Source organism: Chromobacterium sp. CCUG 30098 (genome assembly GCF_059916605.1).
The window spans coordinates 168,598-191,989 of sequence record NZ_JAUCGS010000001.1 but is presented as its reverse complement, the minus strand read 5'-3'; the positions used below and the strand labels follow the sequence as shown (position 1 = coordinate 191,989).

Annotated in this window: 26 protein-coding genes; 13 read left to right on the top strand and 13 right to left on the bottom strand. The window is 64.6% G+C overall.

Going from position 1 to position 23,392, the window contains the following annotated elements; all coding sequences use genetic code 11:
- The first annotated feature begins 91 nt into the window (after positions 1 to 91).
- Positions 92 to 817, top strand: a complete 726-nt coding sequence (locus QUG03_RS00890) for a 16S rRNA (uracil(1498)-N(3))-methyltransferase (protein WP_500819164.1) — start codon at positions 92 to 94, stop codon at positions 815 to 817.
- A gap of 28 nt (positions 818 to 845) precedes the next feature.
- On the opposite strand, the gene QUG03_RS00885 is transcribed toward QUG03_RS00890, so the two are convergent.
- A complete protein-coding gene (locus QUG03_RS00885) occupies positions 846 to 2,060 on the bottom strand; it encodes a cyclic di-GMP phosphodiesterase (protein WP_500819163.1) in 1,215 nt (404 codons plus the stop codon).
- A 493-nt stretch (positions 2,061 to 2,553) separates the two neighbouring features.
- On the opposite strand from QUG03_RS00885, the gene QUG03_RS00880 reads away from it, so the two are divergent.
- From QUG03_RS00880 to pyrI, 4 genes are all read left to right on the top strand, one after another.
- Positions 2,554 to 4,629 (top strand): methyl-accepting chemotaxis protein, encoded by a 2,076-nt coding sequence (locus QUG03_RS00880; RefSeq protein WP_048415906.1) that lies wholly within the window; start codon positions 2,554 to 2,556, stop codon positions 4,627 to 4,629.
- 28 nt (positions 4,630 to 4,657) lie between these two features.
- Complete coding sequence (locus tag QUG03_RS00875; RefSeq protein ID WP_500819162.1) at positions 4,658 to 5,272, top strand: LysE family translocator; 615 nt, start codon at positions 4,658 to 4,660, stop codon at positions 5,270 to 5,272.
- 308 nt (positions 5,273 to 5,580) lie between these two features.
- Positions 5,581 to 6,501, top strand: a complete 921-nt coding sequence (gene pyrB, locus QUG03_RS00870) for an aspartate carbamoyltransferase (protein WP_500819161.1) — start codon at positions 5,581 to 5,583, stop codon at positions 6,499 to 6,501.
- 20 nt (positions 6,502 to 6,521) lie between these two features.
- Positions 6,522 to 6,980 carry an aspartate carbamoyltransferase regulatory subunit gene (gene pyrI / locus QUG03_RS00865; RefSeq protein WP_107801270.1) on the top strand — a complete coding sequence of 153 codons (459 nt, stop codon included), beginning with the start codon at positions 6,522 to 6,524 and terminating at the stop codon, positions 6,978 to 6,980.
- 105 nt (positions 6,981 to 7,085) lie between these two features.
- On the opposite strand, the gene QUG03_RS00860 is transcribed toward pyrI, so the two are convergent.
- The 3 genes from QUG03_RS00860 to QUG03_RS00850 all read right to left on the bottom strand — a co-directional run bounded on the left by QUG03_RS00860 (position 7,086) and on the right by QUG03_RS00850 (position 9,647).
- Positions 7,086 to 7,604, bottom strand: a complete 519-nt coding sequence (locus tag QUG03_RS00860) for a GNAT family N-acetyltransferase (RefSeq protein ID WP_107801271.1) — start codon at positions 7,602 to 7,604, stop codon at positions 7,086 to 7,088.
- Positions 7,605 to 7,903: 299 nt separating this feature from the next.
- Positions 7,904 to 8,770, bottom strand: coding sequence for an NYN domain-containing protein (locus QUG03_RS00855; RefSeq protein ID WP_500819160.1), 867 nt, complete (start codon positions 8,768 to 8,770; stop codon positions 7,904 to 7,906).
- An 88-nt stretch (positions 8,771 to 8,858) separates the two neighbouring features.
- On the bottom strand, positions 8,859 to 9,647 hold the full coding sequence (locus tag QUG03_RS00850) for a substrate-binding periplasmic protein (protein ID WP_227105821.1): 789 nt from the start codon (positions 9,645 to 9,647) through the stop codon (positions 8,859 to 8,861).
- Between the two features lie 127 nt (positions 9,648 to 9,774).
- On the opposite strand from QUG03_RS00850, the gene QUG03_RS00845 reads away from it, so the two are divergent.
- On the top strand, positions 9,775 to 9,999 hold the full coding sequence (locus tag QUG03_RS00845; protein WP_107801274.1) for a hypothetical protein: 225 nt from the start codon (positions 9,775 to 9,777) through the stop codon (positions 9,997 to 9,999).
- A gap of 89 nt (positions 10,000 to 10,088) precedes the next feature.
- Here the strand turns inward: QUG03_RS00845 and QUG03_RS00840 are convergent, their stop codons facing one another.
- The 3 genes from QUG03_RS00840 to QUG03_RS00830 all read right to left on the bottom strand — a co-directional run bounded on the left by QUG03_RS00840 (position 10,089) and on the right by QUG03_RS00830 (position 12,439).
- Complete coding sequence (locus QUG03_RS00840) at positions 10,089 to 10,631, bottom strand: DUF2059 domain-containing protein (RefSeq protein ID WP_107801275.1); 543 nt, start codon at positions 10,629 to 10,631, stop codon at positions 10,089 to 10,091.
- Positions 10,632 to 10,744: 113 nt separating this feature from the next.
- On the bottom strand, positions 10,745 to 11,695 hold the full coding sequence (locus QUG03_RS00835; RefSeq protein WP_235085637.1) for a substrate-binding domain-containing protein: 951 nt from the start codon (positions 11,693 to 11,695) through the stop codon (positions 10,745 to 10,747).
- Positions 11,696 to 11,866: 171 nt separating this feature from the next.
- Positions 11,867 to 12,439, bottom strand: coding sequence for an RBBP9/YdeN family alpha/beta hydrolase (locus tag QUG03_RS00830; protein ID WP_107801277.1), 573 nt, complete (start codon positions 12,437 to 12,439; stop codon positions 11,867 to 11,869).
- Positions 12,440 to 12,649: 210 nt separating this feature from the next.
- Between QUG03_RS00830 and QUG03_RS00825 the strand changes: the two genes are divergently transcribed.
- Positions 12,650 to 13,648, top strand: a complete 999-nt coding sequence (locus tag QUG03_RS00825) for a sulfate ABC transporter substrate-binding protein (RefSeq protein WP_235085634.1) — start codon at positions 12,650 to 12,652, stop codon at positions 13,646 to 13,648.
- 61 nt (positions 13,649 to 13,709) lie between these two features.
- On the opposite strand, the gene QUG03_RS00820 is transcribed toward QUG03_RS00825, so the two are convergent.
- Both QUG03_RS00820 and QUG03_RS00815 read right to left on the bottom strand, forming a co-directional pair.
- Positions 13,710 to 14,207 carry a M48 metallopeptidase family protein gene (locus QUG03_RS00820; protein WP_488905245.1) on the bottom strand — a complete coding sequence of 166 codons (498 nt, stop codon included), beginning with the start codon at positions 14,205 to 14,207 and terminating at the stop codon, positions 13,710 to 13,712.
- A 54-nt stretch (positions 14,208 to 14,261) separates the two neighbouring features.
- Positions 14,262 to 14,789, bottom strand: coding sequence for a GNAT family N-acetyltransferase (locus QUG03_RS00815; RefSeq protein WP_500819159.1), 528 nt, complete (start codon positions 14,787 to 14,789; stop codon positions 14,262 to 14,264).
- 114 nt (positions 14,790 to 14,903) lie between these two features.
- On the opposite strand from QUG03_RS00815, the gene QUG03_RS00810 reads away from it, so the two are divergent.
- The 3 genes from QUG03_RS00810 to QUG03_RS00800 all read left to right on the top strand — a co-directional run bounded on the left by QUG03_RS00810 (position 14,904) and on the right by QUG03_RS00800 (position 15,714).
- Positions 14,904 to 15,209: an antibiotic biosynthesis monooxygenase family protein gene (locus QUG03_RS00810; protein WP_500819158.1), complete on the top strand. Its 306-nt coding sequence runs from the start codon at positions 14,904 to 14,906 to the stop codon at positions 15,207 to 15,209.
- A gap of 143 nt (positions 15,210 to 15,352) precedes the next feature.
- Complete coding sequence (locus QUG03_RS00805) at positions 15,353 to 15,556, top strand: hypothetical protein (RefSeq protein WP_227105833.1); 204 nt, start codon at positions 15,353 to 15,355, stop codon at positions 15,554 to 15,556.
- Complete coding sequence (locus QUG03_RS00800; protein ID WP_500819157.1) at positions 15,553 to 15,714, top strand: hypothetical protein; 162 nt, start codon at positions 15,553 to 15,555, stop codon at positions 15,712 to 15,714. Before QUG03_RS00805 ends, QUG03_RS00800 begins: the two co-directional genes overlap by 4 nt.
- Here QUG03_RS00800 and QUG03_RS00795 read toward each other — a convergent pair.
- Both QUG03_RS00795 and QUG03_RS00790 read right to left on the bottom strand, forming a co-directional pair.
- The gene (locus QUG03_RS00795; RefSeq protein WP_107801283.1) at positions 15,707 to 16,243 is read right to left on the bottom strand and encodes a YaeQ family protein; all 537 of its coding nucleotides are present in this window, start codon (positions 16,241 to 16,243) and stop codon (positions 15,707 to 15,709) included. The two genes, QUG03_RS00800 and QUG03_RS00795, sit on opposite strands and share 8 nt — an antisense overlap.
- A gap of 237 nt (positions 16,244 to 16,480) precedes the next feature.
- A complete protein-coding gene (locus QUG03_RS00790) occupies positions 16,481 to 17,167 on the bottom strand; it encodes an MliC family protein (protein WP_227105837.1) in 687 nt (228 codons plus the stop codon).
- 378 nt (positions 17,168 to 17,545) lie between these two features.
- On the opposite strand from QUG03_RS00790, the gene QUG03_RS00785 reads away from it, so the two are divergent.
- Positions 17,546 to 18,979, top strand: a complete 1,434-nt coding sequence (locus QUG03_RS00785) for a DEAD/DEAH box helicase (protein ID WP_107801285.1) — start codon at positions 17,546 to 17,548, stop codon at positions 18,977 to 18,979.
- Positions 18,980 to 19,432: 453 nt separating this feature from the next.
- The gene (locus QUG03_RS00780) at positions 19,433 to 20,233 is read left to right on the top strand and encodes a substrate-binding periplasmic protein (RefSeq protein ID WP_500819156.1); all 801 of its coding nucleotides are present in this window, start codon (positions 19,433 to 19,435) and stop codon (positions 20,231 to 20,233) included.
- Positions 20,234 to 20,246: 13 nt separating this feature from the next.
- Here the strand turns inward: QUG03_RS00780 and QUG03_RS00775 are convergent, their stop codons facing one another.
- Positions 20,247 to 20,858, bottom strand: a complete 612-nt coding sequence (locus QUG03_RS00775) for an EAL and HDOD domain-containing protein (protein WP_107801286.1) — start codon at positions 20,856 to 20,858, stop codon at positions 20,247 to 20,249.
- A 138-nt stretch (positions 20,859 to 20,996) separates the two neighbouring features.
- Here QUG03_RS00775 and QUG03_RS00770 point away from each other — a divergent pair, with 138 nt between their 5' ends.
- The gene (locus QUG03_RS00770) at positions 20,997 to 21,611 is read left to right on the top strand and encodes a 3'-5' exonuclease (protein ID WP_500819155.1); all 615 of its coding nucleotides are present in this window, start codon (positions 20,997 to 20,999) and stop codon (positions 21,609 to 21,611) included.
- Between the two features lie 15 nt (positions 21,612 to 21,626).
- Here the strand turns inward: QUG03_RS00770 and QUG03_RS00765 are convergent, their stop codons facing one another.
- Positions 21,627 to 23,318, bottom strand: a complete 1,692-nt coding sequence (locus tag QUG03_RS00765) for a bifunctional metallophosphatase/5'-nucleotidase (RefSeq protein ID WP_500819154.1) — start codon at positions 23,316 to 23,318, stop codon at positions 21,627 to 21,629.
- Positions 23,319 to 23,392: the final 74 nt, after the last annotated feature.

The following is a 23,392-nucleotide window of genomic DNA, read 5'->3' as shown; positions in this document are numbered from 1 at the left end:
TCGTTTTCCCCCAAGGCCGCTGCAATCCCATTTGCTGCAATCGCAGCAAACAAAGCAAAATACCGGTATCAACAGCGACTTTCAATACGTCATGCCCAGGTTTTACATTGACGCCGACCTTAGCGTCGGCCAAACGCTGGCCTTGCCCGACACCGTGGTGCGCCATGTCCAGGTGCTGAGGCTCAATGCCGGCGACGCCGTCACCCTGTTCAACGGCCGCGGCGGCGAGTATTCCGCCACGCTGGACGCGGTGATGAAACGCGACGCCCACTGCCGCATCGAAGGCTTCGACGAGGTTTCACGTGAAACGCCGATCTGGCTGGGCCTGGCCCAGGCCATTTCCGGCGGCGACAAAATGGAGTTCACCCTGCAAAAAGGCGTGGAGATGGGCGTGTCCGCGTTTCAGCCCATCGCCGCGGAACGCTCCATCGTCAAGCTGTCCGGCGAGCGCGCCGACAAGCGCGTGGCGCGCTGGCAGGAGATCGTGATTTCCGCCTGCGAGCAAAGCGGCCGCAACGCCATTCCTCAAGTATTGCCCATCCTGTCGCTGGAGCAATGGCTGAAACAGCCGCCGGCCGCCGACGCGCGGCTGATTTTGTCGCCGGCGGGCACCCAGCGCCTGGCCGACATCGCCGCCGCGCCCGCGCGCGCCTGGCTGATGGCCGGGCCGGAGGGCGGCTACTCAGCCCGCGAAGAGGCCGCGGCGCTGGACGCCGGCTGGACGCCGCTGAAGTTGGGGCCGCGCATCCTGCGCACCGAAACCGCGGCGCTGGCCGCGGTGGCGGCGATACAGACCGTGTGGGGGGATTACCGCTAGCCTGAGCGGCGCGGGGCGCTCCGCCCCGCTATAGGAAACGCAGCGGATCTATCTTCCACTTGTCCGGCGACTCATGCTTGACGATGCGGTCGCCGCCGCCGAAGCCCATGCCTCGCGACAAGTCCACCATCTCAGGCGGGATGTAGACATTGCTCTTGGTGCTGAAGAACACCTTCACCTTGGGCGAGATCAGATTGCTCTCGTTCTGCTCCACCACCACGCCCAGCCGGCCGCTCTCCAAGCGCACCAGGGTGCCGATCGGATAAATGCCTATGCTGCGCATGAAAGCCTGCACCAGCTGCGGATTGAAGTGGAACTTGGACCACTCGTAGATCTTGCGCAAGGCGTCGGTGGGCGCCATGCCCTTGTGGTAGCAACGGTCCGAAGTCAGCGCGTCGTAGACGTCGACGATGGCCGCCATCTGCCCCAGTTGTGAGATCTCCTCGCCCTTGAGCCCGGCCGGATAGCCGCTGCCGTCGTGGCGCTCATGGTGCTGGGCCGCCACCAGCACCGCGGTTTCGGAAATGCCGGTGGTTTGCAGCAGGATCTGCTTGCTCTCCACCACATGGCACTTCATCACCGAGAACTCCTGCTCGGTCAACTTGCCCGGCTTGTTGAGGATGCGGTCCGGAATCTTCATCTTGCCGATATCGTGCAGCATGCCGCCGATGCCGGCGTGATGAATCACCTCCTTGCTCATCCCCATCGCGTTGCAGAAGCTGACCATCAAGGCGCCGACGCTGACCGAATGCTGGAAGGTGTAATTGTCCTTGTCCTTGATCCGGCACAGCGACAGCAGCGCGCCGCCGTTGCGCAGGATGGACGAGGTCATCTTGCTCACCGAAGGCTCCACCATCTCCAGCTCCACCTGCTTGCCCAGGCGCACGTCCTTGAGAATGCCCTGGATGATCTGGTTGGCTTCGCTGTGGATCAGCTGGGCGCGGCCGAACTCGGCGCCGGCCTCCACCTGCCGCTCCAGGATGGTCTCGTTGCTGCCGAACTCGCGGATCTGCTCCTCCAGCTGCTTCTTCACCTCGGTGGCGGTGGGCGCGGAGGGCAAGTCCATCCCCTTGCGCGTGTCTATGTACACCTCGTGAATGCCGGAGTCGGCAATCTTGCGGATCTCTTCCTCGTCCTTGACCAGAAAACGCTTAAGCAAAAAGGGGTGCGACATCCAATCGCAGTTCAAGTCGTGGATGTACATGCCCACCTTAAGATCGGCCACTTCTATGCACTTGATCATTCTGTGCTCTTTATCCCGCCGCGCGCCTGTGCCGCCGGCCGCGCGCATGCGTCTCCGCCACCCTGTCACCGGGACCTCGCCGGCCGATATCGCCGGCGCAAATGGACCGGCCCGCCCGATGCCGCTTGGGCGCGCCTTTCTTCAGCATCAACTCCGCTATCGGCATTTGCAAGGTATACCATTAGCCCGGCGGCCAAATTAGCGGCCTCGCATGACATGCGAATTCACCGTCAAGCTCGCGCAAAGCCTGCTAGATAACGCGGCGCGCCGTCGCTTGTCACGCGGCTGTAAATATTGCCGCCGCGGCCCTTGTGGCGCGCTCCCCACGTTCCGCCGCGCGGCGGCCCGCTTTTAACGCATCGGCATGGACCGGCGCGAGCCTCTGGCTTTAATGTCTATAAATAAGGGCAAGACGCCGGGCTTCGCCTCCGCTCGCGCGCTGCCGCGGCAGACCGCCCTATAACAAGCTTCGCAAGGTATTGGGGAAAGAAGAATGGAACAGCAGAAATGGGGCCGCCTGAGCACCCGCATCATCCTGGTGGCCGCCGCCGCCATCGCCGTCGGCTTCGCCGTCATGATCGGCCTGATCGCCTGGCAGAGCTACAGCTCGGCGGTGGACCAGGGCTACAAGCTGGCCTCGGAACAGGCCAGCAGCTACGCCAAGGACGCGGAAAGCGACTTCGCGCGCAACTTCACCCTGCCGCGCCACCTGGCCGACGCGGTGCAGGGCATACAGCGCGTCGCCCACCCGGACCGCAAGCACACCGACAACACGATACAGCAGATGCTGGACAACGCGCCGCAATCGGTGGGCCTGTGGATGCTGTGGGAGCCCAACGCCTTCGACGGCAACGACAACGGCTTCCGCATGGACTGGCCGCGCCACGACCCCACCGGCCGCTACCAGCCCTACGTCACCAAGAACGACAAGGGCAAGGCGCAGATGGACGTGATGATGTCGGCGGACCGGGTCAAGGAATTCCCCAAGTTCAAGGAGCACCCGGAAAGCTATCAGCCCGACTACGAAAAACCGGGCTGGGGCGATTTCTACTACGTGCCCAAGCAGCGCGGCCGCGACACCATCACCGAGCCCTACCCCTACGAAGTGCAGAACCGCAAGATCCTGGAAAGCTCGCTGGCCGTGGTGATCAAGGACGCCGCCGGCAAAATGCTGGGCGTGTCGGCCACCGACATCGCGCTGGACGACCTGCAAAAGAAATTCGGCCAGATCCGGCTGTATGAAACCGGCTACGTCAGCATGCTGTCCGAAGGCGGCCTCTACGTGGTGAATCCGGAAGCCGGCCTGCTGGGCAAGCCGGCGCCCAAGGACAGCCCGCTGACGCCCTATCTGGGCAAGATCAAGCAGGGCGAGGACTTCGTCTACGAGGCCGGCGGCTTCACCCACTTCTTCCACCCGGTGAAAGTGGCCAATACCGGCCAGTTCTGGACGCTGGGCGTCAGCATCCCCACCGCCGCCATCACCGCCGACGCGCGCCGGCAAAGCCTGACCGCGGTGCTGATAGGCGCGGTGGCGCTGGCGCTGATCCTGCTGGTGCTGGCCGGCGTGGTGCGCGCGCTGACCCGGCCGCTGAACCACCTGGCCGCCACCATGGAACAACTGGCCTCCGGCAAGGGCGACCTGACCATCCGCATCCCGATCCGCAACCGCGACGAAATCGGCCGCACCGCCGACGCCTTCAACCGCTTCATCGCCAGCCTGCGCGACATGTTCGTGGAAGTGCGCGAGCAGAGCCAGGCGGTCACCGCCGCCGCGGTGTCCTTGCAGGAGTCCGCGCGCCAGGTGGAAAGCGCCTCCGCCTCGCAATCGGACGCGGCCAGCGCCACCGCGGCCGGCGTGGAGGAAGTGACCGTCAGCGTGCAGCACATCGCCAACACCGCGCAGCTGGCGGAAAGCACCGCGCGGGAGACCGGCAGCCTGACCGAACAGAGCGTCGCCACCGTCAACCAGGTCACCGCCGAAATCCGCCGCATGACCGACAATATGCACGCGCTGGCGGAACGGGTGAACGGCCTGGGCGCGCGTTCGGCCGAAGTCAGCACCATCGTCAACGTGATCAAGGACATCGCCGACCAGACCAATCTGTTGGCGCTGAACGCGGCGATCGAAGCCGCGCGCGCCGGCGAGATGGGTCGCGGCTTCGCCGTGGTGGCGGACGAGGTGCGCAATCTGGCCGGCCGCACCGCCGAGGCCACGGTGGAGATCAGCCGCATCGTCAACGCCATCGGCCAGGAAACCCGCGACGCGGTCAGCGATGTGCAAAAGAGCAGCCAGCTGGTGGGCAACAGCGTCTCCATCGCCGAAGACGCCAACCAGGCGATGCAGACCGTGCTGGACCGCAGCCACGGCCTGGTGGGCAGCATCGTCGACATCGCCTCCTCCACCCGCGAGCAATCCGCGGCCAGCCTGGAGATCGCCCAGAACGTGGAGCGCATCAGCAGCATGGCGCAAAGCAATAGCGACGTGGTGCGCCAGGTGGCCGCCTCGGTCGGCCATCTGCGCGAACTGTCGGCGCGGCTGGAAGCGCTGGTGGGCGATTTCCGCACCTGAGCCGCCGGACGACGAAAGGAAAAGCCCGATGATTGAAATCGACTGGTGGCCGTTTGTCGCCGCCTCGCTGCTGCTGGTGGTCACGCCGGGAGCCGGCACCCTGTCCATCCTCGGCGCGCTCGGCAGCGGCGGACTGCGCGCCGGCTACGCGGCCCAGGCCGGGCTGCTGGCCGGCGATCTGATCCTGATCGCGCTGGCCGGCGGCGGCGTGGCGGCGCTGCTGGCCGCCCATCCCGGCTGGTTCGAGCTGCTGCGCTACGCCGGCGCGCTCTATCTGGCCTGGCTGGGCGCGAAACTGTTGTTCCGCCGCGGCGGCGGAGCCGCCGCCGTGGCCGCGCCGACGCCGCGCAGCGCCGGCGCCTGCTTCCGCCGCTCGCTGTTGATCACCCTGGCCAACCCCAAGGCCATCCTGTTCTTCATGGCTTTCTTCCCGCAATTCCTGGATGCCGGCCGCGCCGGCCCGGCCGGCTTCGCGCTGCTGGCCGCGGTGTTCTGCCTGATCAATATGCTCTATCTGGCGCTGCTGGTGTGGCTGGCCGGCCATCTGCGCCGCCGCGCGTTCGCCCCCGGCGGCCGCCAGCTGCTCAACCGCCTGCTAGGCGTCTGCTTTCTGGGCCTGGGGATCAAATACGCGCTGCGCTGAGGATCTGTTCATAGTCTGCTGCGCGCGCGGAAGTGTCCCTTTTCTGCCATCAATTTCGATAAATGCGACACGGGTCTTACCGCCGATCCGGAATTGGGATTACAATCCCGCAGTTTTGTTCGGACCATAGGCAATGAACCACGCAACGACGCTTCCCGCACGACGCACCGCCCGCCACGGCGGCGATCTGGCGTTGGCGCGAGGCCTTGCCGTTCCCGGACCCCGACGCAGTAATAAAACAAGCTCCTGATGCCAGGGGCTTTTTTTTTACCCGCGACTCATAAAGCCAATATTGAAAGGACGCGACCATGGCCAACCCCCTCTACCGCAAACACATCATTTCCATACCGGACTTCAGCCGCGAGGAACTGGAGCTGGTGGTGGCCACGGCAGCCCGCCTGAAACAACAGCCGCGCAACGACCTGCTGAAGGACAAGCTGGTGGGCAGCTGTTTCTTCGAACCGTCCACCCGCACCCGGCTGTCCTTCGAGACCGCGGTGCAACGGCTGGGCGGCAGCGTCATCGGCTTCGCCGACGGCGGCAACACCAGCGCCAAAAAGGGCGAAACCCTGGCGGATTCGATCAAGATCATCGCGTCCTACACCGACGCGGTGGTGATGCGCCATCCCAAGGAAGGCGCGGCGCGGCTGGCCAGCGAATTCTCCGAGGTGCCCATCATCAACGGCGGCGACGGCTCCAACCAGCACCCGACCCAAACCCTGCTGGACCTGTTCACCATCCGCGAAACCCAGGGCACGCTGGAAAACCTCACCGTCGCCTTCGTCGGCGACCTCAAATACGGCCGCACCGTGCATTCGTTGACCCAGGCGCTGTCGCTGTTCGGCGCGCGCTTCTACTTCGTGTCGCCGGAGCAGTTGGCGATGCCGGACTACATCTGCGAAGAGCTGGACGAAAAAGGCATTCAGTACACCGTGGTCGGCAGCCTGGACGACGTGATCCCGCAAGTGGACGTGCTGTACATGACCCGGGTGCAGCGCGAGCGCTTCGACGAGGCCGAGTTCAAGAAAATCCAGGGCAAGTTCGTGCTGCGCGCCGACATGCTGCACAGCGCCCGCACCAATATGAAGATTCTGCACCCGCTGCCGCGCGTCGACGAGATCGAAACCAGCGTGGACGCCACGCCGCACGCTTATTACTTCGAACAGGCCAAGAACGGGGTCTACGCGCGCCAGGCGCTGCTGTCGCTGGTGTTGAACGAGACCGTCTGATTCAGGAAAAGGAAACCATCATGCAATACACCCGCACCGTAGAAGCGCTGAAGCAAGGCACCGTCATCGACCACATCCCGGCCGGCCAGGGCCTGATCATCCTGCGCCTGTTCAAGCTCAGCGAAACCGGCGAGCGCGTCACCGTGGGCCTGAACCTGTCCAGCCGCCACATGGGCGCCAAGGACATCATCAAGGTGGAGAACATCGCACTATCGGAGGAGCAGGCCAACGAGCTGGCGCTGTTCGCGCCGCAGGCCACCGTCAACGTGATCGACAATTTCGAAGTGGTGAAGAAACACAAGCTGGCGCTGCCGGACACCATCGAAGGCATCTTCTCCTGCCCCAACTCCAATTGCGTCTCGCACAATGAGCCGGTGACCAGCTTTTTCTACGTCAAACCCCAGGCGCGCGACACAAAAATGAAATGCAAGTATTGCGAAAAGGTGTTCAGTAGGGATATCGTTGCAGAGGTGCGCTAAGTCGTACAAGGGTGAATAGAGAAATATCAAGAAAACACTGCGTTCGACAGTGGTAAAAAGCACGAGCAAGCGCCGCAGTCATCTGCGGCGCTTCTCATTTCAGGCTCAGGACGCCGCCGGACCCTCGCTGGCGCCGTCGATGAAGCGCTGCAAGAACACCAGGTCCAGCCAGCGGCCGAACTTGAACCCCACCTGCGGCAGCATGCCCACCTGCTGGAAACCCAATTTTTCATGGAAGCGGATAGAGCCCGCGTTGGCGGCGTCCACCGCGCCCACCATGGTGTGTTTGCCCAGCGCCTTGGCGCGCGGGAACAGAGCTTGCACCAAGGCGGTGCCTATGCCCTTGCCGCGCGCGTCGGCGGACAGATGCACGCTGTGTTCCACGGTGAAGCGGTAGCCCGGCTTGACGCGGAAATCGCCAAAGCTGGAAAAGCCCAGGATCTTGCCGTTTTCCTCGGCCAACAGCACCGGATAACCGGCGGCGGTGCGGTCCTGGAACCAGACGGCGAACTCGCCGGCGGACAGCGGATCGTCGTTGTAGATGGCGGTGGTGGTGGCGATGACCTCGTTGTAGATATCGAGTATCGCCGCCAGGTCTTCCAGCGTGGCGTCGCGGATAATCATGTTCTGTCCCTTGCTGATGTGGCTTGTTGTTTGGATCGCGGGCACGGACGCCGACGCGGATCCTTAGAACCTATTTACGATCTGCTGCGCGTCGGCGATACCGCGTTGAAACCAACTTCGAAATGCTCATATACCACCTGTACATTCCGCTTTCTCAGCTGTTTTCGCCTTGTCTCGCCTTGTCTCGCCTTGTCTCGCCTTGTCTCGCCTTGTCTCGCCTTGTCTCGCCTTAGCTCGCCTTAGCTCGCGAGATCGTAAACACGTTCTTTAGGAATGCAAACAGTGTACCAGCAGCCGGTTCAGCCGGCAGCAGCCGGCTTTTTGCGCGGGCTGCGCTTCTTGCGCACCGGCGTCTCCGGCGTCGGCTCCGCCGCGGGCGGCGTTATCACGGGCGCCGCGAGCACGGATTCCCCGTCCTGTTTGAGCCGGATCTCGCAATGCAGTTTGGAGCCGTTGCGGCTTTCCTGCACCGTCAGGAAGTCCAGCTTTTTCACCATCTGCGACAGCCGGGAATGACCGTAAACCCGCGGGTCGAACGAGGGGTCGTTCTTGGCCAGATAAGTGCCCACCACCGACAGCTCGGCCCAGCCGCTGTCGCGCGACACCGCCTCGATCGCATTGGTGAACATGTCCTGCAGCGGATGGCGCTCCTTCTCCGGCTGCGGTTTGGCGCGGCTGCGCGCGCTGCGCGTCTTGGGCTTGTCGACCGCGCTCTTGGCCGCCGCCGGCTCCGGCCGCAGAATCTCGGTGAACACGAATTTGTCGCAGGCGGCGATGAAGGGCCGCGGCGTCTTGGACTGTTCGCCCAGGCCGATCACCATCAGCCCGGATTCGCGCAGCCGGGTGGCCAGCCGGGTGAAATCGCTGTCGGAGGACACCAGGCAGAAGCCGTCGAAATTGCCGGTGTAGAGCAGGTCCATCGCGTCTATGATCAGCGCGGAGTCGGTGGAATTCTTGCCCTTGGTGTAGGCGAACTGCTGGATCGGCGAAATCGCGTACTGGTGCAGCACTTCCTTCCAGCCCTTCAGCTGGCTGGTGGTCCAGTCGCCGTAGGCGCGCTTGACCACGGCGGTGCCGTATTTGGCCACCTCGGCCAGCAATTCGGCGATCAGCGCCGACTGCGCGTTGTCCGCGTCGATCAATACCGCCAGTTTGCGGTTTTCCATGCTTGCTTTCCCTTAGGCAACCGAGCCATGCTAAAACCGGCCGTCGCGGCTGTCAAAACCGGCGGCCGGACGCGGCGGTGAACCGCGGCTACGGCGGCGCGGCGCGCAGCGTCTGCTCCACAATGGCGGCAATCCGCCCCTCGCGCTTCATCTGCTCCAAGACGGCGTTCAGCTGCCGGATGAAATCGTCCAGATAGGGAAAACGCTGCTGGCCGTGCTTGGTGAAGCCGACATAGGCCTGCTCGCCGTTCAGGCTGGCCGCCGCCACCAGTTCGCCGCGCTGCTCCGGGCTGATCGCGCCGCGCCGCTGCAAGCGCTCCAGCACGTAGAGAATGGACAGCTTGTCGTTCAAATAACAGTCGGTGCGGCCATTGATCAGCTTCAGCAGATTGCCCTGGGTGTCCGGCGCCTCGTCCAGCTGGATGTCGCCGCGCTGCACCGCCAGCCAGAACGCCTTGCCGCCGGGACGGAAACCGGCGTTGTTGCCGAAGCGCAGGCCCACAAAGTCTGCCGGCCAGTGCGGACGCGGCGCGCGCATGATCTCCGCCCGGCAATACACCGCCAGCTGCTCCTGCCAGAACGGCGCCGAATATCCCATGTAGTCGCGCTCCGGCCGGTAATATGGCGGCGACAGCGCCGGCGCGCGGCCGGCTTCCAGCTCGGACAGGCCGCGCTTCCACGGCACCGGCCGCAGATCGATGCGATAGTCGCTCAAACGCTGCGAGGCCGCGCGCAGCACCTCGTTGTAAACGCCCTCCGCCCGGCCGTCCTTCTCGTAGGAATACGGCGGATAGCCGTTGTCGACCAAGACCACCACCTGGCGCGGCGGCGCGGCGGCGGCGCCCGCCGCCAGTCCGGCCAGCAACCATAACAACAAGCCCGATCTGATCATTTGAATGACATAATCCGTGTCGATAAACACGTTATAGCCGCTGCGCCGTCCAGGCGTTGGCACGAGTCTTGCAGCGTCGCAGGCATCGTCCACTCCCGCCGCGAGGCCCGCCATGAAACTGTTTTCGCGCCAAACGCCCGCCGCCGCCAGCGAGGTGGTGATGTTCAATTATCGCCGGCCGGTGCGCGCGCGCCAGGTGGCGCTGGGCGGCGGCGGCCGCCTGTGGCTGGTCGAGGCGCTGGACCCGACCCACAATGTCTGGGTATGGCAGGAAGAATCCAGCCAAGCGGAGGCCGCGGTGGATACCGCGCGCCGGCTCAGCCTGATGCTGAACTGAACCGGAATGGTGCGCCGCGGCACCAAGCTGGCGCGCGGACAAGCAAAAAGCCGCCCTTGGGCGGCTTGGATCGCACTACGCGTCTTCGCTTATTTCTTGGCGACGCTCTTGCCGAAGCTTTCCGCGGCGGCGCGCATCTTGGGCAGCAGCACCGGCTCGGCGGCCTTCAGCGTATCGCCGGCGATGGTGTTGATGATCTGCGGCTGCTGCTTCAGCAGTTTCTGACCGGCGGCGGTCTTGTAGAACACGTTGATCTGCTTGAGTTCGTCGGCGCTGAACTGAGCGCTGTAGGCCTTGGCCACGGTCTGTTCGAACTGCTGCTTGGCCGCGCTGGAACCGAAGTAATCGCTGGCCAGCTTGTGCACGTTCTCGCCGTAGGTCTTGAAGCCTTCCTGCGCTTTTTTCTGCTGGGCTTCGCTCAGCTTGATCTTGTTCTTGACGAAGTATTCCTGCAGCAGCGGCATGGCGCTGGCGGTGGTGCGCTGCGCCAGCTCCGGCAGCATATTGTTCAGGTTCAGCGTGGCGGACAACTCTTTGACGGCGGCGTCCTGGGCGGCGTCGGCGTGCGCCAGCAGCGGCAAAGTCAGCGCCAGGGCGGCCAGGCCGGCTTTGAGCGGGCGTGATGCGAACATGTGGAATCCTTTGGCTTGAGTTGGAAACAGCTGGCGTCGGCCAGGCCGACGCGGAAACACCGGCAGTGTGACACCGCCGCCGCCGCAGGTCAAAAAAGACCGGGAGCCGTCTCCTAGCGCGCCGCCGCGGGCGCCGGCGGCAGCTGACTCTGCCAACCCTGATAGGCGCCGATATTGGCGCGGGTGATCAGCTGCACCGGCACCGTCACCGTGCGCGGCTTGGCTTTGGGATTGTCCAGCAATTGACGGCCCAGCTTCACCGCCTCCACGCCGATGGCGTACGGGGCCTGGCTGGAGGACGCCACGATCTGGCTATCGCCGCGCAGCGCCTTCTCGATGTCCGGTGAACCGTCCACGCCGGCTATCATCACCTCCTTGCGCCCCGCCTCCCTCACCGCCTGCTCCGCCCCCAGCGCCTGGCGGTCGTTGCTGGCGAACACGCCGTTGATCTCCGGGTAGCGCCGCAGATGCCGCTCCATCAGCCGCTTGCCGCCCCAGCTGGACGCCAAGCCGCTTTCCTGGTGGCTGAGCAGCCGGATCTTGGGAAAAGCGGCCAGACTGCGGCGACAGCCGGCCACCCGGTCCCAGACCGAAGACACCGGCGGACCGCTCTGAATCACCAGCGCGCCGCGGCCGCGCATCCGCTCCGCCAGATAACGGCAAGCCAGCGCGCCGGCCTGGACATTGTCCGATTTGACCGTGCCGTCGGCGCCGGGCGCGTCCACGTCCACCGCCACCACCCGCACCCCGGCCTGATGCGCCAGCCGCACCAGCGGCGCCACCGCCTTGCTGTCCGCGGCCACCAGCAGGATCAGCTCCACCTGCTGGCGCAGCAGCTGCCGCACTTGTTCCTCCTGACGCTCCAGGCTGAAATTGGCGGACAGGGTGGTGACTTGCGCATTGGGATTGGCCGCGCGCGCCTCGTTCAGCGCGCCGCGCGCGACGATCTGGTAGAAAGGGTTGTCCAGCGCTCCCACGGAGATGCCGATGCGGCTCAAGGGCGCGGCGTAAACGGCTCCGGCCAGGGACAGCCAGCAACAGGCAAGGAATCGGCTCGATCTCATGGCCACCCAGGATGGTTAGATGCGTGTCACCCCAGTTTAGATCACGCCGACCCCGCTACGAAACCGGACTCGGCGCCGCCGAGCCAGGGCGATGCAAGGCCTTGCGGCCGAAGCCGCGGATAGGCGAGCCCGCTATCGCCCGCCGCAAGGCGGCAGACAGTCAACCGCTTCTCAAGCCGCCTGGTTCAAGCTGGCCCTCACCCTTTGCGCCAGCAAATCCAGCTGCAGCCAGCCCTCCTCCCACTGCCCGTGGCCGGACTCCACATTGATGTGGCCGGCCTGGCGCAGCCAGGCGATGGGCGCGCGCCAGTAACCGGCCAGCCGCGCCGCGCGCGGGGTCTTGCAGAAGGGATCATTGCTGCTCGCCACCATTCTGGCGGGAAACGGCAGGGCTTGGCGCGGCGTCGGCGCAAAGCCCATCAGCTCGCGCGGCACGAAGGGCCGCTCCACGTCCGCCGGCGCCACCAGCAAGGCGCCGGCGATCCGCCGCGGATGGCGCTGGGCGTAATGCGCCACCGCCACGCAACCCAGGCTGTGGGCGATGACGATGACCGGCTTGCGCGTCCGATCCAGCGCCTGATCCAAACCCCGCAGCCAGTCATCCAGCTGCGGCGCGTCCCAATCGCCCACCTCCACCCGCGCGGCGTTCAAGCGGCGTTGCCAATGGCTTTGCCAGTGCCGCGGGCCGGAGTTGCGCCAGCCGGGCTGAATGATCAAGTCGAAATCCGCCAGCGAAGGTTCCATCGCTCAGCTCCTCAAAGGGGGAACTCGCACTGTAGAATGACTTTGATATTCTTGGAAATGATATTGAACGAGAAACTTATTCCCGATTCCTCTAAAAGATCGCGCCATTACATAGACTTATTTGGAATTTAAAGATAAAAAACAATCACTTCTGGCGCTAAAACATTTCTGATTAGATGCATTCATCGCTTGCCTCCTCAGGACACCGCCATGCCACGTCATACCTTCCGCCACGCCCTGCTGTCTCTCGCCCTGTTCGGCGCCGCCGCGCCGCTGCTGGCCGCCGAGCTGCTCAACGTTTCTTACGACCCCACCCGCGAGCTGTATCAGGACGTCAACAAGGCTTTCGCCGAGCAATGGAAGAAACAGGGCGGCGACGTCGCCATCAAGCAATCGCACGGCGGCTCCGGCAAGCAATCGCTGGCCATCCAGCACGGCCTGGAAGCCGATGTGGCCACGCTGGCGCTGGCCTACGACATCGACGTGCTGGCGGACCAGGGCCTGCTGCCCAAGAACTGGCAAAGCCGGCTGCCGGACAATAGCTCGCCCTACACCTCCACCATCGTGTTCCTGGTGCGCAAGGGCAACCCCAAGGGCATCCGCGACTGGGGCGATCTGATCAAGCCCGGCATCCAGGTGATCACGCCCAATCCCAAAACCTCCGGCGGCGCGCGCTGGAATTATCTGGCGGCCTGGGGCTACGCGCTGAAGCAGCCCGGCGGCAACGAGGCCAAGGCCCGCGCCTATGTCGGCGAACTGTACAAGCATGTGCCGGTGCTGGACACCGGCGCGCGCGGCGCGACGCTGACCTTCGCCCAGCGCGGCTTGGGCGACGTGTTGCTGGCCTGGGAAAACGAGGCGGTGCTGGCAGTGAAGGAACTGGGTCCGGACAAATTCGACATCGTCACCCCTTCGCTGTCCATCCTGGCCGAACCGCCGGTGGCGGTGGTGGACAAGGTGGCCGACAAGAAAGGCAATCGCAAGTTGGCCGAAGCCTATCTGAAGTTCCTGTACACCCCGCAGGGACAGACCATCGCCGCGCAGAACTACTACCGGCCGCGCGACGCCAAGATCGCCGCGCAATACGCGGGCCAGTTCCCCAAGGTCAAGCTGTTCACGCTGAAAGACACTTTCGGCGATTGGCGCGGCGCCCAGCACAAACACTTCGCCGACGGCGGCGTGTTTGATCAGCTCATCACCAAGAAATAACCCGCCCCTCAACGCGAACAGCCCGGCAAAGCCGGGCTGTTGTCAATGCGGGAAACGCAGATCAGGCCGTCTGGCTTTCTCTCCAGGTCAGCCACACCCGCATGTCGAACTCCAGCTGGTGGTAGTCCGGTTCCATGTGGCAGCACAGCTGGTAGAAGGCCTTATTGTGGTCCTTCTCCTTCAGGTGGGCCAGCTCATGCACCACGATCATGCGCAGGAAGGGCAAGGGCGCGTCGCGAAACAGCGCGGCGACGCGGATTTCGTTCTTGGTCTTCAGCTTGCCGCCCTGCACCCGCGACACAAAGGTATTGGTGCCCAGCGTGCCCTTGACCGGGTGCTGCTGGCTGTCGTACCTCACCTTGGCCGGCAAGGCGGCGTTCTTCAGATAACGCAGCTTGATCTCGGACACGTACTGATACAGCGCCTTGTCCGTCTGCACATCGTGGCTTTCCGGATACTTGCGCGCCAGCCAGGCGCCCAGCTGGCCGGAATCCAGCAGCGCCTGCACCTGGCCGAGCAAGGCGGCGGGATAATGCTGCAAATAGTTGAGGGTAGACATCGCGCCATTGTAAAACGACTGCGCGATCAGGTGTTGCCGCGGCGCAAACCGGCATTACAGCAAGCAGGACGGATCGTCCCACTGATAGCTGAGCGCCAGCGCGCGCCGGCCGCCGACGGTGTCCACCTCGCAAGGCGAGGACGCCTCGCCGCCCAGCGCCCGGTAAAAGGCGCAGGCGTCCCGGTTGGCCTGGTAGGCCCACAGAAACAAGGGCCGCCCCGGCGCGACGCGCAAGGCCTCCGCCGCCGCCGCCGCCATCAGCGCGCGGCCGATGCCGCGTCCCTGCTGCCCGGCCTTCACATGCAGATTATCCAGATACACGCCCCGCTCCGGCGCCTCGTCCGGCAATAGGCAAACAAAGCCCGCCGGCTCATCCTGCCACAGCGCCAGCCGCACCCACAGCGCGCCCGGCGCGGCGAAGCGCTCCCGCCACATGGCCAGGCGTTCGTCCGCGGCGCGCAAATCCAGGTATTCGTCCGGCAAGATGCCGCGATAATGCTGTTGCCAACTGGCGACATGCAGCGCCGCGATCCGCTCGGCGTCCCGAGCGTCGGCCGCTCGCAACAACAAACCCTGATTCATGTTCGCTCCCCTTGCCGCGGTGGTTCCACACCGGCGGTCCAACTGGCTCTGGCCAAGGCCGCCGGCAATCGAGACAATACCGATACCGCCTACCTTATGCGAGGAAGACTTTCCATGCATGTCGTGATTTTTCGCGCCGCCACGCGGCAACTGGATGCGGAATACTCCGCGGTCGCCCAGCAGATGCGCCGGCTGGCCATGGAGCACTTCGGCTGCCTCGCCTTTGTTTCCGCCTGTGAGGACGGCCAGGAAATCGCCTTGTCCTACTGGCCAGACGCCAACAGCATCCGCGCCTGGAAGGCGCATGCCGACCACGTGCTGGCGCAGCAACTGGGACGGGAGCGCTGGTATCGGCAATACCGGGTGGAGGTGGCCTGTATCGAACGCAGCTATGAATGGACCTTGGACGCGTCAGACTGAGGTCCGCGGCATGGCGCTGTTTCACGTGGAACCGGACCGCGGCGCGACTAGCCGCTTTTTATCCGCGCCCGCGCTTTCTTTAGCCGCTTTTTACGCGCCGGAGCCTAGCATGCAGCCAAGATCCCACTGCGAGGCCCTTGCCGATGAGCGCAAGCAAACCCGTCCGCCGCGCGCTGCCGACGCGCGGCATTCCCGACTATCTGCCGGACGATGACGCGGCGCCCTTGGCGCTGCGCCGTTATATTCTCAACGCCCGCTTTCCGGCCGCGTCCGCCCGGACCCCGCCCGATGGCGGCTGGCGAGCGTCCTTGCGCGCCTGGTGGCGCTTGGTGAGCGCGCGGCGATGAAGCGCGGCGATCTCGCCCTGCGCCACCGCCGGCTATTGCACGCCTACGCCCAGGCCCGCCATCAGGATAGGCCCTGGCTCAAACGCAAGACGCGGCTGCCGCGCGCGGCCCAAATGGGCTTGCTGCAGCGGCTGCGCGCCTGGCTACGCCTTATTTGAGCCGCAGCGGCTCCACCAGCACATTGTTGGACTCGTCGGCCAGCCACATCTGACCGTCCTGGATGGTGGCGCTCAACTGCATGCTGCGCTGGCAGATGGCGACCAGCTCCGCCAGCGTGGCCGTCTCGACGCGAAACACGCTGAGCTTGTCCAGCCGGGCCAGCTTGTTCTCCATCTGCGGCCACCACACTTCGCTGGCGCGGCCGCCGTAGCTGTACAACACCACTCGCTCGGCGCGGCTGCACGCTTTCTTCAGCCGTTTTTCGTCGGGCTCGCCCAGTTCCACCCACAGCTCGATCTCGTCGGCATAGTTTTTCTGCCACAACTCGGGCTCGTCGTCGGCGCTCAGACCGCGGCTGAATTGCAGGGTTTCGCTAGCGTTGAGCGCAAAGGCGGCCAGACGCAGCATCATGCGTTCCACGGTTTCGGACGGATGCTGGGCCAGCGTCAGCTGATGACTGGCGTAATAGCCGCGATCCATGTCGGATACGGCGAGATTGGCTTTATAAATGGTGGCGGACAGGGCCATGCGGAAACCGGCTTTGCGAAAAAAGAAGCCATTGTACGGGGCCGCCGGCCATTGCGCCCGTTCAATCGCTAGACGGCGGGGCGCGCCGCCATGAACGGCCTCTTAAAACGCGTTTACGATCTCGCAAGCTAGAGCGAGACAAGGCGAAAACGGCTGAGAAAGCGGAGTGTACACACGGTACGAAGCGGTACTCACCGTGTGACGTCTCACGACGCGCAGCAGATCGTAAACAGGTTCTTAAGGCGAAGGCTGGCTGGAGCAGTCCAAAGGTTCGCCGCGCCAGGTGATGCTGGCCTCGCGGCCCTTGATCCACAGTTCCAGCCCCGGCGCCGCGTAACGCGCGCCGCTGCCGCTCAGGCCCTGATGCAGAATGGCAGTGGAGCCGTTGTACTCCAGCTTCACCGTGGGCGGGTGGGTGCGATAGAAGGTGGCCAGCACGGTGCGGGTGGCGTTGCCCTTGCAGACATAGCGCAAGGGCGTCAGCGACGGCGCCAGCCCCCAGGCCGCCTGCAATTGGGTGATGCGCATGATGTAGACGTCGCCCAGACACATATGCATGTCCTCGGTCTTGACGCAGTCCTTCAGACTTTTGACCCAGCGGCGCTGCTCGGCGATCAGCTTGGCCTCGGCCCCCGGCCGGCCTTGCTGGGCCTGTTCCAGCGCCAGGGCGTAGACCTTTTCCAGCCGATTGTCCTGGCGGGTCAGGCTGTCGTCCTGGCACACCATGGCCTCCACCGGATTGCCCGGCTTTTCGCAATTGAAATCGGTCGCCGCCGGCGGATTGGCCTCCGCCGTGTCCTCGGCGGTCCTGCCGCTCTCCGCCGCGCGGCCGTGGCCGCCTTCCGACCCGCCCTTGCCGGCGGCCAGCGCCAAGGCCGGACACAATATGATCAAGCCGACCAGCCTATGGGCGGATCCAGGCATACCGATTTCCTCTGAACTGCGTTATTCGCCGCCCATGCCGGGCGGACACATCAAAACAGGGCATCTCTCCGCCGCGGGCCGATGCGCTCAACCCCGGCGGCGTGACAGCATGATACCAGTTCGCCCATTCGCATTTATTAATAATATCGGCCGTCAAAAAGGCTTTTCGCGGCTCAGGATTCCGTTGGAATGGATATGACAATGCCGCGACAAGTTCCCAAACCGACAATTTGAAGGTAAACTCCGGCCTCTCGCGCGCAATTCCAATCTTTGCGCGTCGCGCGCGCTTCATCCCGAAGCGCCCATCGCATCCCTAACTTTTTCCCGTCAGCCTGGATTGGTTCGCACATACTGCGATAGGCCGTCGCAGGAGCAAACATGTCCACACTCACCTTTGCCGACCTCGGTCTGGCCGAATCCCTGTTGCGCGCCGTCAGCGAAACCGGTTACACCACCCCCACCCCGATCCAGGCCCAAGCCATCCCGCAAGTGCTGCAAGGCGGCGATCTGCTGGCCGCGGCCCAGACCGGCACCGGCAAAACCGCCGGCTTCACCCTGCCCTTGCTGCAGCTGCTGATGGGCAAGCCGTCCACCCAGCCGGGCCGTCCGCGCGCGCTGGTGCTGACGCCCACCCGCGAGCTGGCCGCTCAGGTGGAGGAGTCGGTGCAAACCTACGGCAAATACCTGCCGCTCAAATCCATGGTGATGTTCGGCGGCGTCAACATCAACCCGCAAACCCGCGAGCTGCGCAAGCCGCTGGACATCCTGGTGGCCACCCCCGGCCGCCTGCTGGACCACGCCGGCCAGCGCAACATCGATTTGTCCGGCGTTGAGATCCTGGTGCTGGACGAAGCCGACCGCATGCTGGACATGGGCTTCATCCACGACATCCGCAAAGTGCTGGCGCTGCTGCCGGCCAAGCGCCAGAACCTGCTGTTCTCCGCCACCTTCTCCGACGAGATCAAGGGCCTGGCCGATCGTCTGCTGGACAGTCCCAAGCTGGTGGAAGTGGCGCGCCGCAACACCACCAACGAGCTGGTGGATCAGAAGATCCACCTGGTGGACCGCGACCGCAAAACCGATCTGCTGATCCATCTGATCAAGGAGCACAACTGGTTCCAGGCGCTGGTGTTCACCCGCACCAAGCACGGCGCCAACCGTCTGGCGGAAAAACTGGACAAGACCGGCATCCCCGCCGCCGCGATTCACGGCAACAAGAGCCAGAACGCGCGTACCCGCGCGCTGGCCGACTTCAAGAGCGGCGAATTGCAGGTGCTGGTCGCCACCGACATCGCCGCGCGCGGCCTGGACATCGACCAACTGCCGCACGTGGTCAACTTCGAACTGCCCAATGTGCCGGAAGACTACGTGCACCGCATCGGCCGCACCGGCCGCGCCGGCAGCAGGGGCGAGGCGGTATCGCTGGTCTGCGTGGACGAGTTCAGCTTCCTGAAAGACATCGAGAAGCTCACCAAGCAATCGATCGAGCGCTTCGCGGTGCCGGGCTTCGAGGCCGATCTGTCGGTGAAGCCGGAACCCATCCCGATGGGCGGCGGCAACCGCCGCGGCCAGCCGCAACGCCAGGGCGGCGGCGGCAAACCGCGCCACCAGCCGGACAGCAAGCCCACCGGCCACGGCCATCGCTCGCCGGCGTCCAAGCCGCGCCAGGGTCAAGGACAGGGTCAGGCCAAAAACGCCACAACCGGCCAGCCGGGTCAGCGCTCGTCGCAAGGCCAGGGTCAGGGTCAGCGCGGCAAGCCCGCCTCCTCGCGTCCGAGCTCGGCGCTGTTCAGCCCGCCGAAAGGCCGCTAAGAACCAGTTCATAGTCTGCTGTGCTTCGGCGATACAGCGTTGAAAACAAGCTCAAGATGCTCATGTACCACGTGTACATTCCGCTTTTTCGCTTGTTTTCGCCTTGTCCCGCCTTTGCTCGCGAGACTTTGAACAGGCTCTAAGACCCGCTAACAAAACCCCTGATCCAGCGTTGCGCCTCCTTGTCGTACGACTAGTACTGCCTACGTCGGCGCGCCTTGGCTCAGGTTCTCTGCGAGGTTTTGTTAGCGGCTCTAAGCCCGCGCAAGCGGCGCCGCGCTTCTTCGCCGACCCCGCGGCGATGGAAGCGCTTTACGCCGGACGCCAAACCTGCCTACGATTCAGCAATAGGCCCTTGGGGCCGACAACAATATCGAGCGGAGACGGCGCGCGCCGCGCTCCGCACGGGCAGCACGCATGCCGCGCGCACAGATCGATCAAGGATTCGGGGAAATGATGAGACTTCGCAGCTGGCTGCTGGGCAGCCTGGCTGTAGTCCTGCTGGCGGCAGCTCAGCCGCAGGCCGCGCCACGTCTGAAAATCACCCTGTCCAACCAGGAGTGGCCGCCCTATATGGGCAAGGAACTGCCGTACGACGGCATTTTGTCGCGTTTGGTCAAAGAGGCCTTCGCCCGCTCCAACGTCGACGTCGCCTTCCGTTACTACCCCAACAACCGCACGCTGCAATCGGCGCGCAACGGCACCGTGGACGGCAGCTTCGGCTGGGCGCCGACGCCGGAACGCAAGCAGGACCTGCTGTTCACCCAACCGGTGTTGCATGCGCGCATGGTGTTTTTCCAGCGCCGCAGCGCCAGTTTTCCCTGGAACGATCTGTCCAATCTGCGCCACGCGCGGGTGGGCGTCACGGTCGGCAACTTCTATTCCGACGAGTTCAATCGGCAGGTCAAGGCCGGCCACCTGATTCCGGACATGGCGCCGGACGACGTCACCAATCTGCGCAAGCTGCTGGCCGGCCGCATCGACTTATTCCCCATCGACGTGGAAGTGGGCCAATACCTGATCGCCCGCAACTTCCAGCCGCGGCTGGCCCAGCAATTGGAGCCGCAGAGCAAATCGTTCTGGGTGGCGCCGCTGCACGTGGTGATCTGGCGCAAGCACCGCCAGGGCCCGGAGTTGGTGGAACGTTTCAATCGCGGCCTGAAGGCCTTGCAGGACAGCGGGGAGTTCGAGCGCATCGTGGCGGAGACCCGCGCCGCCAGCCTGGCCTACCACAAACCGATCAAGGCGCAGTGAAGCGAAAACGGCGCTAAGGCGCGTCCGCGCTGCTCAACACCACCGGCCGGCCGTGAAAATAGCCCTGGAACCAATGGAAGCCCAGCGCGCGGCAACGTTCGAACTGCTCGCGGCTGTCCACCTTTTCCGCCAGCAGGATGCCGTCGAAATCGCTCAATTGCGCCATCAGTTCCGGCAAGCGTTCCGCTTCCACCGCCGCCACGTCCACTTTGACGATGTCCACCAGCGGCAGCATCGCCGCCTGATCCGGCCCCAGGTGGATCACGTCGTCCAACGCCAGGCGAAAGCCGCGCTGGCGCAACAAGGCCATGCGTTGCAGCAAGTCCTGAGTGACGGTCACCGTTTCCAGGATTTCCAACACCAGCCGCTCCGCCGGCAATTGGTCCAGGATGGGATCTTGCAACAAATCGGCGCTGGCGTTGATGAAACCGGGGAACTGGCCCAACACATCCGCGCAGCCCAGCTCTCCGAAGGCGTTGCGCAGCACCTCGGCGCTGGCGAGCAGATCGTCGCGCACCAAGGCGAAATTGGCCGGGCTGGAACGGAACAATAGTTCATAGGCCACCAGCTGCTGCTGGCGGTCGACGATTGCCTGCCGGCCAAGATAACGTGAAGAATTAGGCATGCCGACGATACTACAGGATATTGCCGCCGCTGTTGGGCATCTCCTGCTGGTGCCGTCAAAAAATATGACAGCTTATGCCTGACCATCGTCATTAAATGCGGTAAGGTTGCAAATTACCCTCAAGTCAGCGAGTCCGCCATGTTGCCAACCCGACAAATTCCTCGCGAGGAGATCAAGGCGCTGCCGCTGTTCGCCGGCCTGACGCCGGAACAGGTGCGGCTGGCCGCCACGCCGGAGCTGGCCGCCGCCGCGTTGCGGGACCTGGCCGGCTGCGCGGAGCTGGGCTTCGACACCGAATCCCGCCCCACTTTCCACAAGGGCGAAAAACCGACCGGTCCGCACCTGGTCCAGCTGGCCTGCGACGACAGCGCCTGGCTGTTCCCGGTGCAGGACGGCCAGTGCGCGCCGGAGCTGAAAACCCTGCTGGAAGACCCTCAGCGGCTCTTGGTGGGCTTCGAGCTCAGTTCGGACCAGACGCTGCTGCAACAGCGGCTGGGCATCCGCTGCGGCCGGGTGCTGGACCTGGTGGACCACTTCTCCAGCGACGATGCGCGCATCACCGTCGGCGCGGTGCAGGCGGTGGCGCGGCTGTTCGGCCAGTACTTTCGCAAATCCAAGAAGCTGTCCACCACCAACTGGTCCAAACTGCCGCTGACGCCGGCGCAACAAGCCTACGCCGGCAACGACGCCTGGGTGGCGCTGCGGGTGTACCGCGAGCTGGACGCCCGCGGCGGTTTGCGGCGCGGCGGCTGAAGCCGCGCCGGAACATCAAGGCAGCCGCGTGATGCGGTTCAGCGCCGGCACCGCCACTGGCGAAGCGCTGGCGAAATAGCTCTCCAGCACGTCCACGTCCACGCCGCCGCCCACCCGGTTGCTCCCCTGGGTCAGCACGGTGAAGCCGTCGCCGCCGCCGGCGATGAAGTTGTTGACCTGCACCCGGTAGCTGGCCTGCGGATCGATGGCCACACCGTTGATCTTGATGCTGGCGATGTCCACCTTGGCGCCCGCCGGCGCCGACAGGCTCCAGCTATAGCTGAATCCCTTGGACACTTGCAGAATCTTGACCTTGGACGGATCGCTCCATTGCTGCTCCAGCAGCTGGTCGATCTGCGCGCCGCTCAGGGTCAGCGTGGTCATCACATTGCCGAAGGGCTGGGTGGTGAACAATTGGTTGTACGTCACAGCGCCGCCGACGCCGGGAAGGATGTCGGCGCGTACGCCGCCCGGATTCATGAAGGCCACCACCGCGCCCTGGGCGGCGCCGGCCGCCAATTGCGCGTCGGCCACCACGTCGCCCAGCACGGTTTCGCCGGCCGCGGACGGAGTGCGGTCCAGGGCGCCCGCCGCCTGGCCCACCACGCGGTTGGCCACCGGGGCCACCAAGTCCTTGTACAGCTTGACCAGATTGCTGACCGAGGCCAGCGGCGCGATGTCGCGCGCCACCACCCGGTTCTGCGCCTGGATGGAGCCGGGCTTGACGTCGCGGGTGGCCGGGTCCAGCACGAAGTCGATCTCGGTGAACAACTGACCGTAGTTCTTGGCGCTGGTCACCCGGCGGCCGTCGATCACGCAGTTGTAGGCCTGATGGGTGTGGCCGGTGACCACCAGCTTCACCGCCGGGTCCAGCTTCTTGACGATGTCGACGATGGGGCCGGACACGCCGTTGCATTCATTGAAATTGCCGCTTTGATAGCCGCCCTCGTGCACCACCACCACCACGGCGGACACGCCCTGACGTTTCAGTTGCGGAATCAGCTGATTCACCGTGGCCGCCTCGTCCTGGAAGCTCAGCCCCTTGATGCCGTCCGGCGACACGATTTCCGGCGTGCCTTTCAGCGTCATGCCGATGAAGGCCACCGGGATGCCGCCGAACTTCTTGATCTCGTAAGCGGGGAACAAGGTGCCGCCGTCGCTTTTCTTGACATTGGCCGCCAGAAACTTGAACTTGGCGCCGGCGAACTTGCCGTTCTGGCAGGAGGTGGTGGGCGCGCCCGTCTTGCAGCCGCCGTTCTGCATGCGCAGCAATTCCTGCTGGCCATCGTCGAACTCATGGTTGCCGACGGCGTTGAGGTCCAGGCCCAGCAGATTCATCGCCTCGATGGTGGGCTCGTCGTGGAACAGGCCGGACACCAGCGGGCTGGCGCCGATCAGATCGCCGGCCGACACCACCACGGTGTTGGGCGATTTGGCGCGCAGCGATTGCACCCAGGCCGCCAGGTAATCAACGCCGCCGGCGTTGATCTTGATCGTCTTGCTCGGGTCGGCCGGATCCGGCACCGTCAGTTGGCCCGGCATGTCCAGATTGCCGTGGAAATCGTTGAAGGCGATCATCTTCACCGCCACCGGCTGGCGCGAGACGCCGGTGTTCTGGTCGCCCGGCCCCCAGCCGCCGGAGCCGGCGGAACAGCCGAACAGCGCCAGACTCGCCGCCAGGCACAAGCTCATGGTTTTCAGTTTCACGAAACGCATCCTTGTCTTGTTTGTTGTCGCGCGCGCCGGCGCCGCCAGCCGCGACCGAATGAGGAGACGTCCGT